Source organism: Acetobacter suratthaniensis, assembly GCF_017377745.1.
In the GTDB taxonomy this organism is placed as follows: domain Bacteria; phylum Pseudomonadota; class Alphaproteobacteria; order Acetobacterales; family Acetobacteraceae; genus Acetobacter; species Acetobacter suratthaniensis.
This window is the reverse complement of record NZ_JAFVMG010000001.1, coordinates 592,417-608,986: the sequence shown is the minus strand read 5'-3', so window position 1 is coordinate 608,986 and position 16,570 is coordinate 592,417. Positions and strand designations below refer to the sequence as shown.

Annotated in this window: 16 protein-coding genes and 1 tRNA gene; 5 read left to right on the top strand and 12 right to left on the bottom strand. The window is 59.8% G+C overall.

Features of this window, described 5'->3' with window-relative positions:
• Nucleotides 1-3 precede the first annotated feature (3 nt).
• The gene (locus J2D75_RS02855) at nt 4-858 is read right to left on the bottom strand and encodes an RlpA-like double-psi beta-barrel domain-containing protein (protein WP_207852473.1); all 855 of its coding nucleotides are present in this window, start codon (nt 856-858) and stop codon (nt 4-6) included.
• A complete protein-coding gene (locus tag J2D75_RS02850) occupies nt 855-1,853 on the bottom strand; it encodes a lytic murein transglycosylase (protein WP_207852471.1) in 999 nt (332 codons plus the stop codon). The genes J2D75_RS02855 and J2D75_RS02850 overlap by 4 nt, the downstream gene beginning before the upstream one ends.
• Before the next feature lie 117 nt (nt 1,854-1,970).
• On the opposite strand from J2D75_RS02850, the gene J2D75_RS02845 reads away from it, so the two are divergent.
• Together J2D75_RS02845 and J2D75_RS02840 are read left to right on the top strand one after the other, a co-directional pair.
• The gene (locus J2D75_RS02845) at nt 1,971-2,645 is read left to right on the top strand and encodes a DedA family protein (protein WP_408736722.1); all 675 of its coding nucleotides are present in this window, start codon (nt 1,971-1,973) and stop codon (nt 2,643-2,645) included.
• Nucleotides 2,642-3,712, top strand: coding sequence for a D-alanine--D-alanine ligase (locus J2D75_RS02840; RefSeq protein WP_207852469.1), 1,071 nt, complete (start codon nt 2,642-2,644; stop codon nt 3,710-3,712). The genes J2D75_RS02845 and J2D75_RS02840 overlap by 4 nt, the downstream gene beginning before the upstream one ends.
• Nucleotides 3,713-3,731: 19 nt before the next feature.
• On the opposite strand, the gene J2D75_RS02835 is transcribed toward J2D75_RS02840, so the two are convergent.
• On the bottom strand, nt 3,732-5,249 hold the full coding sequence (locus J2D75_RS02835; protein WP_207852467.1) for an amino acid permease: 1,518 nt from the start codon (nt 5,247-5,249) through the stop codon (nt 3,732-3,734).
• Nucleotides 5,250-5,260: 11 nt separating this feature from the next.
• On the bottom strand, nt 5,261-6,109 hold the full coding sequence (locus J2D75_RS02830) for an undecaprenyl-diphosphate phosphatase (protein WP_207852465.1): 849 nt from the start codon (nt 6,107-6,109) through the stop codon (nt 5,261-5,263).
• 127 nt (nt 6,110-6,236) lie between these two features.
• Here J2D75_RS02830 and J2D75_RS02825 point away from each other — a divergent pair, with 127 nt between their 5' ends.
• On the top strand, nt 6,237-6,692 hold the full coding sequence (locus J2D75_RS02825; RefSeq protein WP_408736732.1) for an MlaD family protein: 456 nt from the start codon (nt 6,237-6,239) through the stop codon (nt 6,690-6,692).
• A 99-nt stretch (nt 6,693-6,791) separates the two neighbouring features.
• Nucleotides 6,792-6,866: transfer RNA gene (locus J2D75_RS02820), tRNA-Met, on the top strand.
• Between the two features lie 154 nt (nt 6,867-7,020).
• On the opposite strand, the gene J2D75_RS02815 is transcribed toward J2D75_RS02820, so the two are convergent.
• The gene (locus J2D75_RS02815) at nt 7,021-7,464 is read right to left on the bottom strand and encodes a DUF4167 domain-containing protein (RefSeq protein ID WP_207852461.1); all 444 of its coding nucleotides are present in this window, start codon (nt 7,462-7,464) and stop codon (nt 7,021-7,023) included.
• A 253-nt stretch (nt 7,465-7,717) separates the two neighbouring features.
• Entirely contained in the window at nt 7,718-8,599 is an 882-nt protein-coding gene (prmC, locus tag J2D75_RS02810; RefSeq protein ID WP_207852459.1) for a peptide chain release factor N(5)-glutamine methyltransferase, read from the bottom strand.
• On the opposite strand from prmC, the gene J2D75_RS02805 reads away from it, so the two are divergent.
• The gene (locus J2D75_RS02805) at nt 8,593-9,090 is read left to right on the top strand and encodes a hypothetical protein (protein WP_243428398.1); all 498 of its coding nucleotides are present in this window, start codon (nt 8,593-8,595) and stop codon (nt 9,088-9,090) included. The two genes, prmC and J2D75_RS02805, sit on opposite strands and share 7 nt — an antisense overlap.
• Before the next feature lie 28 nt (nt 9,091-9,118).
• On the opposite strand, the gene prfA is transcribed toward J2D75_RS02805, so the two are convergent.
• From prfA to J2D75_RS02775, 6 genes are all read right to left on the bottom strand, one after another.
• Entirely contained in the window at nt 9,119-10,180 is a 1,062-nt protein-coding gene (gene prfA, locus J2D75_RS02800) for a peptide chain release factor 1 (protein WP_207852457.1), read from the bottom strand.
• Nucleotides 10,177-11,424 carry a histidine--tRNA ligase gene (hisS, locus tag J2D75_RS02795; protein ID WP_207852455.1) on the bottom strand — a complete coding sequence of 416 codons (1,248 nt, stop codon included), beginning with the start codon at nt 11,422-11,424 and terminating at the stop codon, nt 10,177-10,179. Before hisS ends, prfA begins: the two co-directional genes overlap by 4 nt.
• Nucleotides 11,425-11,597: 173 nt before the next feature.
• Complete coding sequence (gene ispG / locus J2D75_RS02790; protein ID WP_207852453.1) at nt 11,598-12,758, bottom strand: flavodoxin-dependent (E)-4-hydroxy-3-methylbut-2-enyl-diphosphate synthase; 1,161 nt, start codon at nt 12,756-12,758, stop codon at nt 11,598-11,600.
• Nucleotides 12,759-12,904: 146 nt separating this feature from the next.
• Complete coding sequence (locus tag J2D75_RS02785) at nt 12,905-14,086, bottom strand: helix-turn-helix domain-containing protein (protein ID WP_207852451.1); 1,182 nt, start codon at nt 14,084-14,086, stop codon at nt 12,905-12,907.
• A complete protein-coding gene (locus tag J2D75_RS02780) occupies nt 14,079-15,164 on the bottom strand; it encodes an NAD(P)H-dependent flavin oxidoreductase (protein WP_207852449.1) in 1,086 nt (361 codons plus the stop codon). The genes J2D75_RS02785 and J2D75_RS02780 overlap by 8 nt, the downstream gene beginning before the upstream one ends.
• Nucleotides 15,157-16,410, bottom strand: a complete 1,254-nt coding sequence (locus J2D75_RS02775) for an aspartate kinase (RefSeq protein WP_207852447.1) — start codon at nt 16,408-16,410, stop codon at nt 15,157-15,159. The genes J2D75_RS02780 and J2D75_RS02775 overlap by 8 nt, the downstream gene beginning before the upstream one ends.
• Nucleotides 16,411-16,570 lie beyond the last annotated feature (160 nt).

Genomic DNA, 16,570 nt, shown 5'->3' with positions numbered 1-16,570 from the left:
TTCCTATTCGACGACGATATGAGAGCCAGTCAGTCCGGCGGCCAGTGCCCGTCTCAGCGCTGAATCCGCGTCCTGTATAGTCGTAAACGGGCCGTAGCGCACGGCCCACATCATGCCGTGTCCGGCGGTCAGATCGGGACGTACCACAGCCCCTGAGCGCGCGGCCTGAACAATGGCGCTGTAGCGCGATGTCAGGTCCATGATTTCCACCCAAAGCATGCCCGGTGCCGCCATGCCCTGTCGCACTTCAGCAGGCAAGTCTGGCAACGCCACACCCACTTTAGGTGCTGCTGTATCCCCCGCCTGCACCGCCACACCAACGGTGGAACTACCCTTGCCACCCAGATCTGTCTGGGTAACCCCTTCACGCGGGGCTGCGTTGATTTCAAGCGTGGGCGCACCGGGCAGAGTTTCCGCCAGCCTGCGGCTTTCTGCTTCATTCTCCACAACCCGCACACGGGCCGGGCCATCGCCCATACCCAGCAGATCCGCCGCCCGTGCCGAAAGCGACAGCATACGCCCCGCCTGCGCCGGGCCACGGTCATTGAGACGGACGACCACCTCTCGCCCGTTCTCAAGGTTAATGACGCTGACAATAGCCGGGAGTTGCAATGTCTGATGTGCGCCAGTCATGGCAGCGCTGTCACGCACTTCGCCATCGGCTGTCAGTTCGCCATTCCGCCCCTGATCGCGCATGGCAAGGCCGGTGCCCTGCCAGTCAAAATCCTCACGCGGATAGAACCACCGTCCATCGGCCTGCCATGAAGCACCCGTTACATAATGCGGATCAGGCGTTACCTGTTGCCCGCGCCCACAGCCTGCCAGAATCAGCGCCGTGCAGAGAACCGCTTTTTTCACGTTATCGCATCACCCAGTATGCCAACCGCCAGCGCATAAAAATCGGAAGCATTGTAACGGCGTATTACATTGAAATTATGGTAAACGACAAACGCCTCGCCACCCGGCCCGTCGGGGCGGATGATCGCCGCGGGAGCTGTAGTATCGGCGGCGCTATCCGAAAAGCGCCCGGCACGGGGGCGCACACCCTGCTGAACCCACCATGAAAGCGGCCGCACATGGCTGCGCCCAAGCTGCACCTGCGGCAAGGACTCCGGCACAATCACGGCCTCGCCCCAGAGCCCGCCATTCTGCCAGCCACTCCGGGCCAGATAATTGGCAATGGAGGCAAACACATCCGCCTCGTTCCGCCAGATATCAGCCCGCCCGCCTTCAGGGTAGCTGACAGCAAAACGCTCATACGCGCTGGGCATGAACTGGGGCTGCCCCATAGCTCCGGCATAGCTGCCCAGCATGGCGCGCGGCTCCATGCCATTCTGCGCCAGAATATGCAGAGCCTTGAGCAACTCACCCCGGAAAAAGGCAGCCCGCCGCCCCTCATAAGCCAGCGTGGCCAGTGCATCGATAACCGAAAATTTGCCCATACGGGTGCCATAAGCGGATTCCAGCCCCCAGATACCGGCGATAACACCCCGGCCCACCTGATACTGGCCACCAATCTGGCTAATCCGCTGCCCCTGCTCCGTCATGGCCTGCAAGCCATCGGACAGCTTTTTTTCCGTCAGCACACGCTCTTTGTACTGCGCCCATGTCAGCACTTTTTCAGGCTGATGCTGATCCGCCTTGATAACGGCAGCATTGGGAACCGTACACAGCGCCAGGGCACGATCAACCACACCTGCAGCAATCCCCTGCTGCAATGCCTCATGCCGAACCCCGGCCAGAAAGACGCCATACTCACGCGGGCGCCCCCATGCGCGATACATCGGGGCCGAGGAAAGGCCTGTCAGAGCCGAAACCGCCAGACCACGAACAAGCAGTGTTCTTCTATCCATTATCCCCTCGTCCCGGCTACGTGACGTACCGGCTGTGCCATGACTGACGCCTTTCCGTCTAGCACCGTGCCTGCGCGTTCATCCACTCTCTTTTCCCGCATAGGGACAGCCCGGCCCATGCTTGACAGGACACACGCTTGGGCGCCACCTGCTCTCGGTTTGTCCGGCTTTGTTTTCGGGCCGGATACAAGCCGCGCAACGGGAGAGGAGAGCCGGGGTTCCTTGCTTGAGCATGTCCTTCACCTGACAGCCGCAAGTCCTTTTGCGCAGGTTGTCATCATCATTCTGGCTACTTTTGTGCTGGAAGATGCAGCAACGCTGATTACCGCCATACAGGTACAGCTTCATGTCGTATCGCCACCCGTAGCGCTGCTGGCTCTTTATTCAGGAATCGTGCTGGGTGATATCGGGCTTTATGGCCTTGGCGCTCTGGCTGCCTGCTGGCCGCCCGCCCGGCGGTGGGTGGATATGCCGGGCATCAGCCAGCAGCGCCAATGGCTGACGCGCAATCTGTTCAGGGCTGTTTTTATCAGCCGCTTCATTCCCGGCACGCGCCTGCCCCTTTATACCGCCTGTGGCTTTTTCCGAGCAGGACTGAAAACCTTCACACTGGCTACGGTGCTCGCCACCCTGCTCTGGACAACGGGGCTGTTCCTGCTCTCCCTGAAAATTGGCGGGTTCCTGCTCGCGCATCTGGGCGTATGGCGTTGGGCTGGCATTGCGGGCTTTGCCGCATTCATGATCCTTTCGGGGCGGATTGCCGCCCGCATCAGGAAAAACCATCCATCATGACCGAGACCTCTTCAGCCAAGGCGGCCAATCCGCTCTCCCTGTTCGAATTCTGGCCCGGCTGGCTCTTTTACACCCCGGTTGTGCTGTACTGGTTCGTGCTCGGGTTCCGCTACCGCAGCCTGACAGTGCCGACCGCCGCTAACCCGCGCATTGTGACCGGCGGACTTTGCGGGGAAAGTAAAAGCAGCATTCTGGACATGGCAGGCACATATGCGGCAGGCTGGATCGCTCCCTATACAACCCTGACCACCGGCAAAAACGACATGGCCCGTGCACTGGCCGCGATCAAGGCCAAGGGTCTTGCCCTGCCAGTGGTGGTCAAACCAGATATCGGCTGCAACGGCACCGGTGTACGCCTTGTCCGCACGCTTGCTGATCTGGACAAAACGCTGGCGGCCTTTCCGCGCGGGATTGATCTTGTCATCCAGCGTCTCATCTTATGGCCGCATGAAGCCGGGCTATTTTATATCCGCCACCCGGATGATCCGCAGGGTCATATTTCCTCTCTCACCTACAAGGACATTCCCTCCATCACCGGAAATGGACGGGATACGGTGCTTGACCTACTGCGGCAGGACAACCGCGCCGCACGCCTGCCCGATCTGTATGAAAAACGTCTGGCAGAGCGCCTGCATACGGTTCTGCCAGAGGGAGAACGGCTGGAACTGCTCTTTACCGGCAATCACTGCAAAGGGGCTATTTTTCACAATGGCGGGCAGGATATAACCCCTGAGCTGACCGCTCGCATTGATGCCATCATGCAGGATATTCCCGATTTTCATTTCGGGCGTATTGATGTGAAATACCGCTCGCGCGAAGCCCTGCGAGCTGGTCAGGATTTTGAAATCATCGAAATCAATGGCGTAGGGTCTGAAGCGACCCATATCTGGGATTCCCGCACCACATTGAGGGAGGCATACGCCGCGCAGTTCCACCATTACGGTGAGAGCTTCCGTATCGGCGCCAGCAAGGTCGCTCAAGGCTGGCGGCCCACCGGGCTATGGCGCGGTATCCGCCTGTGGCGCAAGCAGAAACGGCTTCTGGCCTCCTACCCGCCAAACGATTAAGGCAGGCGGTCACCCCGCCTCAACGCGGATCGGACGATCCCTGCCCCATACGTGAATGATGCCGCCCGTAAACATGGTAAAACACCCAGCCCGCCAGCGCGTACCCTGCCAGCAGGGCCACCGGTAGCGGATTGCCTGCCCATAGAGCCAGCAGCATGTCGACCCCAAGAGGGGCAATCATAACCAGACAGAACAGCACACCAAGCAGCGGCACATAGCCGATCCATATCCCACGCACATGGAAGCCGCCCAAAGGTACACGGAACGCGCGTGGCAGATCTGGCTCGACATTTCGCAACCAGATCACCGTCAGGCATACGACCCCAAAAGCCATCGCCGTACCAAGGCTCACCAGATCACCGATCATTTCGACAGGCAGTACCGCAGTCGCTGCCGCCACACCGGCCCCCAGCACCAACGTTCCATGCCACGGCGTAAGAAAGCGCGGGTGCAGGCGGCAGAACAAGGTGGAAAGCAGCCCATCTTGCGCCATCGTATAAAAAATGCGGCTCTGGGCATACAGAAGTCCCAGCAGAACCGAGCACAGCCCGATAACCGCCCCCAGCTTGATACACAAAGCAAGCCATGGCAGCCCCATGACACCCACCGCCACGGCCAGCGGGTCCGCCACACCAAGACCGCGCCACGGCACCAGCCCCACCAGCACGGCCGCAACCGCCATATACAGCACGGTGCAGACAATCAGCGCCCCCACGATACCCAGCGGCACATCACGCCGGGGATTCCGTGCCTCGCCCGCAGCGGTAGAGACTGCCTCGAACCCCACATAGGCAAAAAAAATCAGCGAAGCCGCACGAAAAATACCCGGCACGCCATAATGTAACCCGCCCTCATAGGCCGGGATGAAGGGGGTCCATAACGCAGGCTGAACCCACCAGAGCCCTACCCCCACAAACAGAAGCAGCACCCCAACCTTGAGCAGCACAATGGCCGCATTGATCCGAAAAGATTCCCGCACGCCCACCAGCAACACAGCGGTTACAAGCAGGATAGATACGGCCCCCGGCAGATCAAACCGCCGCCCGACATGCACAACCTGTGCCGAGGCTACCTGCACCACCTGCACGGTTGTTGTGCTCAGCGCCTGCGGTACCAATACACCGCCATCATGCAACAGACTGACAAGATAACCCGACAGCCCTGAAGCAACCCCCGCACAGGAAATGCCGTATTCCAGCAGCAGGAGCCAGCCCACCACCCAAGCCGCCCCTTCGCCTAACGAAACATAGGCATACGTATAGGCAGAACCCGCCACGGGCATGAGAGAGGCCAGCTCCGCATAAGACAGCGCGGTAAAAAGACAGGCCACACCGGCGAGTATGAAAGAGAGCAAGACGGCGGGCCCAGCATAGTTAGCCGCAGCCACACCGGTCATAACATAGATACCGGCCCCCACTGTGGAGCCGACACCCAGCAGGACAAGGTGCACAGGCCCCAGTGTTCTGCGCAAAGCGTGCGCGGCACTGTCGCGCGCCGCATGTTCAAGCCGCTTGCGACGGAGCCCTGACGACGGCATGGCCGCCTGCCTCAGCCGATAAAGTGCAGGACCAGAAACGCACCGCCGCCCATCGCCATGCAGTACAGGGCAAAAGGTGTCATGGCCCAGCTATCATGACTGCGGAAATAACGCATGAGAAACGCCGTGCTGGCCAACGCCGTTACCCCCGAGACCACAGCCGCAGCCATGGCAAGATGAATCTGCGCCGCATCCGGCGGGGCATGCCAGAGTTTGAAGCCCTCACGCACCGTCGCGGCGATAATGACCGGCTGGGCCATAAGAAAGGAAAACCGTGCCGCTGCATCATGATGCAGGCCGCGCAGCAGGCCACCACAGATTGTCGCCCCCGAACGGGACAGGCCGGGAAAAAACGCCAGACATTGGAAAAGGCCGATCACCACGGCATCGCGCGAAGTCAGCCCCGCGATACAGCGCACCTCACGGGTAACAACACTGCCGCGCAGTCTTTCTGTCAGCAGTAGCAAAAGCCCGTTCAGAAACAGAAACACCGCAGCCGATGTGGCCGAACCAAAAAATGAGCGCAGCAGGTGCTCGAACAGCCCCCCCACCACAACGGCAGGTATGGTGGCGACAATCAGCAGCCAGAAAATATGCAGGCTTTCAAGCTGGATACGCTGCCCGTCCCGACCGATCGCACCACGCACCAGCACGCGCCAGTCTCGAAAAAAGAACACCAGCAGAGCAACGGATGTACCCAGATGCAGCATGACCAGAAAGGGAAGAAATGTTACATCATGCAGATCATAATTCCAGTGCAGAAGCGCTGGCAGAATAACGGCATGGCCCAGACTGCTGACCGGGAAAAGCTCTGTCGCGCCTTGCAGCAACGCCATGATAAAAGCCTGCACGTACGACATATGCCCCTGTATCCCCATTGCTCTTTTCTTATCATGTCCTTGCACCATGCCCCCGATGGCTGCAAGGTTTTCGTCCTGCCGGACGACATGCCGGGAACAGGTAGCCAGAAAAGAAGGTAAAAACATGATGAGGCAGAGCCGCACAGGCGCATGGATTTTCAGCGGGATGGTTCTGCTGGCCGCAGCGGGTTTTGCCTCCTACGCACTGGGAACGCAAAAAGCCCCCGGCGGAGACAGCTACGAACTGTCCGCCCGGTTTGTTTCCGCCAACGGGCTAACCCGTGGGGCAGATGTTGATCTGGCAGGCGTGCGGGTTGGCCGGGTTTCCGCCATTACACTCGACCCCGCCAGCCAGATGGCGCTTGTGCGTTTCAGGCTGGCGTCCTCCCTGCACCTGCCGCAGGACAGCACGCTCAGCATTGGCAGCGCCACTTTGGCCTCGGAAAATGCCCTCATAATCACACCGGGTCATGACAGCACCTACGCCCGCCCCGGCACCCTGCTGACACACACGCAGGAGCCTACAAGTCTGGAGCAGCAGGTCAGCAATTATATCTTCGGCTCAGGCAACCTCGGCCCATAAACCCCGCTGGTAAGCGCATGATCCATAAAAAGAAACAAAAACTGCAAAGACGGGTTGACGCCCATGCCGGGACACGGTAGATCAGCGCCAACGAACAATGGCGGCGTAGCTCAGTGGTAGAGCAGGGGAATCATAATCCCTTGGTCGGAGGTTCAAATCCTTCCGCCGCTACCAGTTTTTCTTCATAAAAACTTGGTTTTTTAAAGACACCACGGCATTACGCCGTGCGTCTTTGCATGTACTGCACAGTAAAAGTGGCAGCATACAACGCCCTTCCCATGCCATCAGCCCCAAAACAGCCGTGACATGGGAAGAGCGCCGGGAGGTATTAGCCCTCAGACAATTCGGGCTGCGGCTCCATCGCCAGATCCCTGACTTCGGCCTCTTCTTCCGCCTCTGCGTCAGGGCCTTTGTCTTCACCCTCTTCGGCTGCGTTGTTCTGACCGCGCTGCTGACGGCTGGCCTGACGCTCTGCCCGCTCCATCTGGCTCTGCTGGGCAGCCTGCGCCATTGCGTTCATGATGCGGAAATAATGCTCAGCATGCTGGAAATAGGCTTCAGCCGCCACCCTGTCGCCAGAGCCTGTCGCATCGCGGCCAAGCTGGAGGTATTTTTCGAAAAGCTGCTGGGCGGTGCCCCTCACCCGCACATCCGGGCCATGGCTGTCAAAAACGTGGTTCCGGTTCATCGGAATCTGGCCGTTCAACTGCCTGGACGCTCCGTTGCTCCCGCCAGAACGATGATGTCTGGTCCGCATCCGCTTTACATTCATGGGCTTACCACAGCGCTTTCCTGTTCATGGCACTTTACATGGGAGCGGGCCATTCCTGAGAGGCCGGTTCCTTGATGAAGGTCCAAATTGTTTTTCTGGAGGGGCACTTTGAATAGGCAGTGACATGGTCATTGCCAGATATAAAGGCCCGTACCGCTTGTTTGGCCTGACGGGGTTACTACAACCCACTAATGGCCACGTGATCAAGCTCTTTCACATTATCAACCATAAAGCCTAAAGCCAACCGCTTTTTTCATATCGCCTGACGTCGCATGACCACAGCGCGGGCTATACCCTCAAAATCAGCACGCACCTCAACGACCTCGAGATGATTTTCCACGGCCAGCGCACGCAGGGATGCCTCCTGCCCGATCCCGATTTCAAACACACCCAGCCCGCCCGGCGTAAGCCGCGAGGGCAAACCTGCGCATAGAAGGCGATAGGCATCCAGCCCGTCGTGCCCGCCATCAAGCGCGCGCACGGGCTCATGGTTACGGACTTCTGGCATCAGTTCAGTGACATCATGGCTGGGAATATACGGCGGATTGCTCATAATCAGATCAAACCGCGTCTCCATGGCCAGCGCATCCATCCAGTTTGCCGCCATGAATGCCGCGCGTGCCTCAAGCCCACAGCGCACGGCATTACCGGCCGCGAGAGCCGCTGCCTGTGGGCTGATATCGACCCCCACCCCTTGCGCCTGCGGATATTCGCTCAGCACCGCCAGCAGGATACAGCCGCTCCCCGTACCCAGATCCAGCACCGAGAGTGGCGCCTCCCTGTCAGGACAATGATCCAGCACGCAGGAAATAAGCGTTTCGGTATCGCCTCGCGGCACAAGGCTGGCTGGAGAGACAGCCAGATCCAGTGTCCAGAATCCTTTCTGCCCGGTAATATAGGCAAATGGTTCATGCCGTGCGCGCCGCGCCACCCATGTGAGATACCGCGCCTGATCAACTTCGCTACGCGGAGAAAGCGCCAGCATCTGTTCCGCCGAAAACCCAAGCGCATGCTGCAAAAGCAGCCGGGCTTCGCGCCGTGGGCTCTCTACCCCGGCCTCTGCCAGAATGTGCGTGCCCTGACGCAAAAGCTGTTCTATTGCCGCACGTCCCCGGCTATTATCCGCAAATGTCACGTTCTTATACTCCAAGCCCACTTGGGCCTGTTTCCATCATGCCAACCGTTACAGTCCGGGTTGCGGCCTGTGTGTTCGCCGCCTTTGCGCTGTTTCCGGCCGTGGCTCACGCAGGCGAGTTTTCCGTGACCGATGAAAAAGCGGACACTGAAATATCCGAGGTTTCGCGCATCTATCTCGATGGCCAGCTTGTCAGCACCATCAAGCTTAATGACATGAACCGGGCCAAGACCGTACGCATCCCCACGTCCACGGGCCGCACTGAACATTCTTATACATTATGCGGCGAGATCACCATCCGCACGCCTGAAGGCCGGGTAGAAACCCATGAGGTCAGCAGCGATGGCGTGCTGCACAACCCCGATGGGCATCGTTTTTACGCCCTTGGCTCGAACGGTTTTACAGATTTCTACCTGCTTGACCCGGATTCACCCGAAACAGCAGAACACCGTTCCGGACTATCCGAAGCCTGCGCGGCCCCCATCAGCTAAACCGCACAAAGGCCCAAAAAGCTGCGCGTTACAGCCCTTCTGCCGCCAGCAGGGCTGCCTGTTCGTCCTGTGTCAGAGCATCAACAAATTCGTCAATCTCACCCAGCATAACACGGTCGATCTTATAGGCGGTCAGGTTGATCCGGTGATCCGTCACACGCCCTTGCGGGAAATTGTAGGTTCTGATCCGCTCGGAACGATCGCCTGTTCCAACCTGTGAGCGCCGGTCGGCTGCACGATTGGCATGCGCCTGCTCACGCTCGCGCTCATACAGCCGTGCGCGCAGGATTTTCATGGCCTTGGCACGGTTCTTGTGCTGGCTTTTCTCCTCCTGCATGGAAACAACAATGCCACTGGGCATATGCGTGATCCGCACCGCACTTTCGGTCTTGTTTACATGCTGCCCACCCGCGCCGGACGCCCGGAAAACATCAATCCGCAAGTCTGTTTCGTTGATGTTGACGTCCACTTCTTCCGCCTCGGGCAGAACCGCCACCGTCACGGTAGACGTATGGATACGGCCCTGATTTTCCGTGGCGGGAACACGCTGCACACGATGCACGCCGGATTCATATTTGAAACGGGCAAACACCCCACGACCATTGATTTCAGCAATCCCGCACCGTAGGCCACCGAGTTCGCTCTCATCGTAATCCATAAGGGTAAAGCGCCAGCCTCTCAGCTCTGCGTAACGGCGATACAGATCAAAAAGCTCCGCCGCGAACAAAGCGGCTTCATCCCCCCCGGCTGCCGGGCGGATTTCCAGAATAGCGCTACGCTCATCCGCCACATCACGCGGTAGCAGTGCCAGACGCACAGCCTGATGCAATGAGGGCAGACGGCTTTTCAGCTCATCCAGCTCCGCTGCCGCCAGTTCGCGCATTTCAGGATCAGCCAGCAACTGCTCGGCCTGCGTCATTTCCTGTTCGGCGTCACGCAGGGCGTTGATCTGGCTTACCACGCCTTCAAGTTCAGCATATTCGCGTGAGGCCTGCGTAAAGGCCTCCCCTCCCAGCCCACCGGCCAGAAGGGCCTCAAGTTCCAGTGCGCGGCTGACGATCCTGTCCAGCCGTTCATCCAGTGCATTCACGCAAATACGCTCCCGGCATCCGCCATAAGCGCCTGATGGGAGACTTCCTGCTCCTGCCCGCTTTCCATGTCCTTGACCCGGAACAGACCGCGCGCAAGTTCATCTTCACCCACGAACAGAACATGGCTGGCGTTCTGTTTGGCCGCCCGCTCCATGCGCTTGCGCAAAGCCCCTTTGTAACCGATTTCGGTACGCACACCCTGCACACGCAAGCCCTGCAAAATACCGCACAAGGCCCGCTCATCCGGCGAACCAACCGGGATGATCACGACAGAACGGGGGGCTGGCGGCATCACGTCCAGCAGCATAGCCAGACGCTCGACACCGGCAGCCCAGCCAATGGCAGGCACGTCCGGCCCGCCCATCTGCTTCACCAGCCCATCATACCGGCCCCCTGCCAGCACCGTACCCTGAGAGCCAAGCCGCGTGGTCACGAATTCAAACGTGGTATGGTTATAATAATCCAACCCACGCACGATGCCGGGGCTAACCTTATACGCGATACCGAACACATCCAGCTTGGCGCGTAGTTCATCCCAGAAATCCTGTGCTTCCGGTGTCAGGAACTCGGCCATACGCGGCGCATCCGCCACAATCGCACGGTCGCCCTCGTTCTTGCTGTCCAGAATACGCAGAGGATTTTTTTCCAGCCTTACCAGACTGTCTTCCGAAAGACGGTCGCGGTAATCCGAAAAATAGGCAACGAGTGCCGCACGCCACGCATCGCGGCTCTGGGCATCACCCAGCGTGTTGAGTTCCAGCGTGACATGCTCGGCAACGCCAAGAGCTGACAGCACGGCATGCCCCATAGCGATGACTTCCGCATCGGCCAGCGGTTCCGCCGCGCCGAGCAGCTCCGCCCCAATCTGATGGAACTGCCGGTAGCGCCCTTTCTGGGGCCGCTCGTGGCGGAACATCGGGCCGGTGTAAAACACTTTCTGCGGCAGGGATTGTGTCAGCGCGTTACTGACCAGTGCGCGGCAGATGGCCGCCGTGCCTTCGGGGCGCAGCGTCAGGCTTTCGCCATCGCGGTCGTTGAACGAATACATCTCCTTGGACACCACATCCGATGTATCGCCCAGAGACCGTGAAAAAACCCGCGTTTCCTCAAAGATCGGTGTAGACCACTCATCAAAGCCATACACCCCCGCAATCCGGCGGGCCGCTTCGACAACCTGTGCATGGCGGCGCTGTTCCTCGCCAATAAGGTCGTGGGTTCCTCTTACGGGTTGAATGCTGCTCACCGGCCTGCCCTGCTCTCGCTCCAGCATCCCGCGTCACGCCCGGAATGCTGCGTGTTATCTTTGATGGTTCCACAAAACGCCATGCGCCGCGCATGGAAAAATTCATGCGCGGCACACCTCGGCGCCAGTTTTCTGGCCCGGCCCCGGACAGACAGGTCTGGAGCCTTGCCTACTCAGTTAGCCGAAGCCATATCCGGTAGCGGCTCGGCCTGGCCTTCCTGCTTGGCCTTGGCTTCGTCCGCCTCGATCTGGGCCACGCGGGCCTCAACCAGTTCCACAACATGGCTGATCATGTCGCCTGCGGGAACCGTGTGATCCTGCTTGCCTGCAGAATAGACCATGTGGCGGCCAGAACCACCGCCCGTAACACCCAGATCAGTCATCAGGGCTTCACCCGGACCATTCACCACGCAGCCGATAATCGACAGGGTGAGCGGGGTCTTGATATGAGCCAGACGATCTTCAAGCGTCTGCACCGTCTCGATCACGTTAAAGCCCTGACGCGCACAGGACGGGCAGGAAATGATCTTGACGCCGCGATGACGCAGGCCGAGGGATTTGAGAATATCCCACCCGACCAGCACTTCTTCTTCCGGGGCGGCGGACAGGGAAACGCGCATGGTATCACCCACACCCGCCCACAGCAGATTACCAAGCCCGATGGAGGATTTGACCGTGCCGGCACGCTTGCTGCCTGCTTCGGTAATCCCGATATGCAGCGGGTAGTCACAGGCATCGGCCAGTTGCTGGTAGGCTGCAACGGCCAGAAACACGTCAGAGGCTTTCACGCTGATCTTGAACTCACGGAAATCGTGATCTTCAAGGATCTTGGCGTGCTCCAGAGCGCTTTCCACCAGTGCATCGGGGTTGGGTTCGCCGTATTTTTCCAGCAGGTGCTTTTCAAGCGACCCGGCATTCACCCCGATACGGATGGAGCAGCCATAGTCCTTTGCGGCCTTCACCACTTCGCGCACGCGCTCGGCGCTGCCGATATTACCGGGGTTAATACGCAGACAGGCCGCACCGGCCTTAGCTGCTTCAATGGCGCGCTTGTAGTGGAAGTGGATGTCGGCCACGATCGGCACATTCACTTCCCGCACGATTTCAGCAAGGGCAGCAGTGCTTTCCTCGTCCGGGCAGGACACACGCACGATATCCACGCCAGCCAGTTCCGCCAGACGAATCTGCTCGATTGTCGCCTGAGCGTCACTGGTCAGAGTGTTGGTCATGGTCTGGATGGAAATCGGGGCGTCCCCACCGACAGCCACCTTGCCGACATGGATCTGCCTGGATTTCCGCCGTTCTATATGCTGGTAAGGCCGGTAGCCGCTCATTTTACATCCTTTTGTCGAGACGACAGTTAGCGGACACCCCCGTGCTCGGCACCACGGCATGCCCGCGAATTCTGGTGCTGTCCTGCCAAAAACAAACGCTTTTGGCTACACACAAAACAGGAACAGCTCCATGACCACGGCAGGGTTTAGCGTAGGCCCTGCCCCTCGATCTGATCTGCGTTCAGTTTATCCGCATCCGATGCCGGGTTGGGAGCAGACTTCGGAACTGCCGGAAGCACGGGAGGCGCGACAGTCGGCGCAGAACTCGCAACCAGTGAACCATCGCGCACCGCCTGCGCACTCAGCACCAGATGCCGCCGCACGGCACCGTTGCGGCCGAGAGCCTGCGTTGTCACATCCCCTGCACTGACAGTTATACCACCGGCATTGCCCACTGTCAGGTCATAAGGGCCATTCCCTTCAGGCACGCTCCAGCTCTCGCCGGGTTGCAGCACTTTGTCGTAAACGACCTTGCCTGCCCCATCCCTGACCTGAATCCAACTCACCTGCCCGGCCCGGATAACAAGTGAATTATCCCCCACCATAGAACCGGCAGCATGCCCGCCATCAGGCGTGATACCGGCCTGCGCCTTCACGGAGTCAGGGACAGGCATCGCTTCGGCCTGCTGTGCGGGATGTTCTGCCGCTGTCGCCTGCGGTGCCGTTCCCTCGCCCGAGAACGCTGCAACGGACGAATCCTGCACCGCTTCAGGCGCCTGAGCCAGCGAGGTGGGAACCGGGACATCCTTTAAGTCATTCTGCGCTGTGCCTGCGTCAGGAATGCCACTTTTCTCGGGCAGAATGGAGGCAACCTGCGGAGAGGGCGCATTATGCGCCGCCTCTCCGGGCATCAGGCTGGCAACGGGCGGGACAGGCTCCGGCAAGGGAGCCGAACGGCCCATAAAGCAGTACCAGCCCACATAGCTGAGCACGACCACCACCAACCCGATAGAAATCGCCACCGCCGGAGGCAGGCGGCGATCAGGAATAGGAACAGGAAAATCAAGCTCGGGCCGCTGCCCGGCCACCCGGCCACCTTTGCGGTAAAAGGCCGCAAGGCTATCGGGGTCAAAACCCAGCGCCTGACCGTAAGTTCTTAAAAAACCAAGGGCATAGACATCTGCGGGCAAAATGCCGGGCTGCCCGCTTTCCATCGCTTCAAGATAGGAACGACGGATACGCAGCCAGCCAGACATATCATCCAGCGACCACCCCAACTGCTCGCGCCGCTGGCGCAAGGCTTCACCCACACCGATCATGGCCACATCAGGCAGGGGCGGTGTGGAACTGCCCTGCCCCTGCTCGGGACCGTGTGTGTGTTCAGCCATCAGCATCCATACGTCTTTGTTGCCCGACCAGAGCTAACACGGCCTGCTCTATCAGGTCAGCAATAATTTGCGCGACAGGCTGGACGGATGTCACCATCCCGACAGACTGCCCTGCCATGACCGAGCCATTTTCCACATCACCATCAATCACGGCACGCCGCAAGGCACCCGCCCAGAAATGCTCGATGTCAAGCTGGGCGGCCTCACGTGTCAGCTCCCCGGCCTGAAAGCGGCGAATGACATCTGCCTGATGCGCGACAAACTTCCGCCCCCCCTCATTAGCCAGTGACCGCACCGGAATAACCGGAAAGCGCTCATCAAGCTGGGGAGAGGTCACGGCATCACGCGCGGCGGCCCGCAGGAAGGCTTTTTTGAACTTTTCGTGGGCGATGCTTTCCTCGGCCGCGGCAAAACGCGTGCCGAACTGCCCACCCGCAGCCCCCATTTCCAGATATCCGAGCAGGGCATCACCCCGCGCCAGACCACCGGCGACGAACACCGGCACATCATGGATAACGGGCAGGATTTCCTGTGCCAGCACGGTCAGAGACACCGGGCCGACATGCCCTCCGGCCTCTGCCCCTTCGATCACCAGCGCATCAACACCCATCTTGACCAGACGCTTGGCCAGCACCAGAGCCGGAGCGAAGGCGATAACCTTCGCACCGCCTTCCTTGATGGCCTTGATGGCAGCCCCCGGCGGAATACCTCCCGCCAGCACGATATGGGTCACGCCCGCATCCAGGCAGACCTTGATCAGATCATCCAGCCGAGGGTGCATGGTAATGAGGTTCACCCCGAACGGGCGGTCTGTCATGGCGCGGGTTGCTGCGATTTCTTCCGCAAGCCGCTCAGGCTCCATCGCCCCACATGCAATGACCCCAAACCCGCCAGCATTGGAAATGGCCGAAACCAGATTGCGCTCACTCAGCCATGACATGGCCCCGCCCAGAATGGCGTACGGCGTACCCAGAAAATCCGTGCCACGCTGCCACAGTCGATCCAGCCGTGCGTGTGCGCGCTGGCGTTCAGCCGGTGTGGGAGCCTGATCGGCGTCTGTGGTCAGCACCTCAGACATTATCCAGCCCATAGGCGGTATGCAGGGCGCGCACGGCCAGCTCGGCATATTCTGCCGCGACCAGCACAGACACCTTGATTTCGCTGGTGGAAATCGCCTGAATATTGATCGACCGTTCGGACAGGGTGCGGAACATGATGCTGGCCACCCCTGCGTGGGAGCGCATGCCCGTACCCACGACGCTGACCTTCACGATATCCGGGTCGGTCTGGAGTTCTTCATACTGCACAGCCTCACGCACGGAATCCAGCACGTCGATAGCACGCGGCAGATCGGTCTTGCTGGTGGTGAAGGTCATGTTGGTGGTGCCGTCTGCGCCGGTGCTCTGCACAATCATGTCCACATTGACATTGGCCTCGCTCAGCGGGCCAAAAATTGCTGCGGCAATACCGGGCCGGTCAGGGATACGCCGGACAGACAGCTTGGCTTCATCACGGGAATAGGCAATGCCGGTGACCAGTTTCTTTTCCACGATTTCGTCCTCATCCACCACCAGAGATCCCGGAAGCTGGCCTTCCATAACCGCCGGACCATCTTCAAAGCTGGACAGTACCTGCACCCGCACACCCTGACGCATGGCCAGCGCAACGCTGCGTGTCTGCAGTACCTTGGCCCCTACAGAGGCCAGTTCCAGCATTTCCTCATAGGTAATTTTATCGAGCTTGCGCGCCTTGGCTACTATCCGTGGGTCGGTCGTATAAATGCCGTCCACATCGGTATAGATATCGCACCGGTCTGCCCGGATAGCCGCCGCCAGCGCCACGGCCGATGTATCAGAGCCACCACGCCCCAGCGTAGAGACCCGGCCATCGGGCGCTACGCCCTGAAAGCCTGCCACAACCGGTACAATGCCTTCGGCCATACAGCCCAGCAGACGCTCGCCATCGATACGGTCCAGACTGGCCTTGCCGTGGGCAGAGTCCGTCTCGATCGCGACCTGCCAGCCTGCAAAGGAGCGTGCAGGCACGCCCAGCGTCTGCAGGGCAATAGCCAGCAGCCCGCTTGTTACCTGCTCGCCCGTGGCCACGATCGAGTCGTATTCCTTCGGGTCATGCAGGGGGGACAGGGACTGACAGTAGCCAACAAGCCGGTTGGTCTCTCCCGCCATGGCAGAAACAACCACCAGAACATCGCAGCCGGCGTCTTTCTGCTTTTTGACACGTTCGGCCACGGCCCGGATACGATCAAGATCGCCCACGGACGTGCCGCCGAATTTCATGACAATCCGGGGTGCGGAACCGGACATACGTTTTTCTCCACCAGACACGCCGCGAATTAAGGGCCACTAAAAACCCACGCCCCTGCTTTCCCTCCCGTGCATGAAGGTTATAAAGCTCTCCGGGCGGTTGCGCGGCTTCACAAGGCGCGTCACATACCCTCCCCGGCCCCCTTTCGTCCAGCGGGGA

Coding starts and splice junctions, on each gene's coding strand:
- J2D75_RS02850 (WP_207852471.1), bottom strand. CDS start 1,853: ATGGATAGAAGAACACTGCTTGTTCGTGGTCTGGCGGTTTCGGCTCTG.
- J2D75_RS02845 (WP_408736722.1), top strand. CDS start 1,971: ATGCTTGACAGGACACACGCTTGGGCGCCACCTGCTCTCGGTTTGTCC.
- J2D75_RS02840 (WP_207852469.1), top strand. CDS start 2,642: ATGACCGAGACCTCTTCAGCCAAGGCGGCCAATCCGCTCTCCCTGTTC.
- J2D75_RS02835 (WP_207852467.1), bottom strand. CDS start 5,249: ATGCCGTCGTCAGGGCTCCGTCGCAAGCGGCTTGAACATGCGGCGCGC.
- J2D75_RS02830 (WP_207852465.1), bottom strand. CDS start 6,109: ATGTCGTACGTGCAGGCTTTTATCATGGCGTTGCTGCAAGGCGCGACA.
- J2D75_RS02825 (WP_408736732.1), top strand. CDS start 6,237: ATGAGGCAGAGCCGCACAGGCGCATGGATTTTCAGCGGGATGGTTCTG.
- J2D75_RS02815 (WP_207852461.1), bottom strand. CDS start 7,464: ATGAATGTAAAGCGGATGCGGACCAGACATCATCGTTCTGGCGGGAGC.
- J2D75_RS02805 (WP_243428398.1), top strand. CDS start 8,593: ATGTCACGTTCTTATACTCCAAGCCCACTTGGGCCTGTTTCCATCATG.
- ispG (WP_207852453.1), bottom strand. CDS start 12,758: ATGAGCGGCTACCGGCCTTACCAGCATATAGAACGGCGGAAATCCAGG.
- J2D75_RS02785 (WP_207852451.1), bottom strand. CDS start 14,086: ATGGCTGAACACACACACGGTCCCGAGCAGGGGCAGGGCAGTTCCACA.
- J2D75_RS02780 (WP_207852449.1), bottom strand. CDS start 15,164: ATGTCTGAGGTGCTGACCACAGACGCCGATCAGGCTCCCACACCGGCT.
- J2D75_RS02775 (WP_207852447.1), bottom strand. CDS start 16,410: ATGTCCGGTTCCGCACCCCGGATTGTCATGAAATTCGGCGGCACGTCC.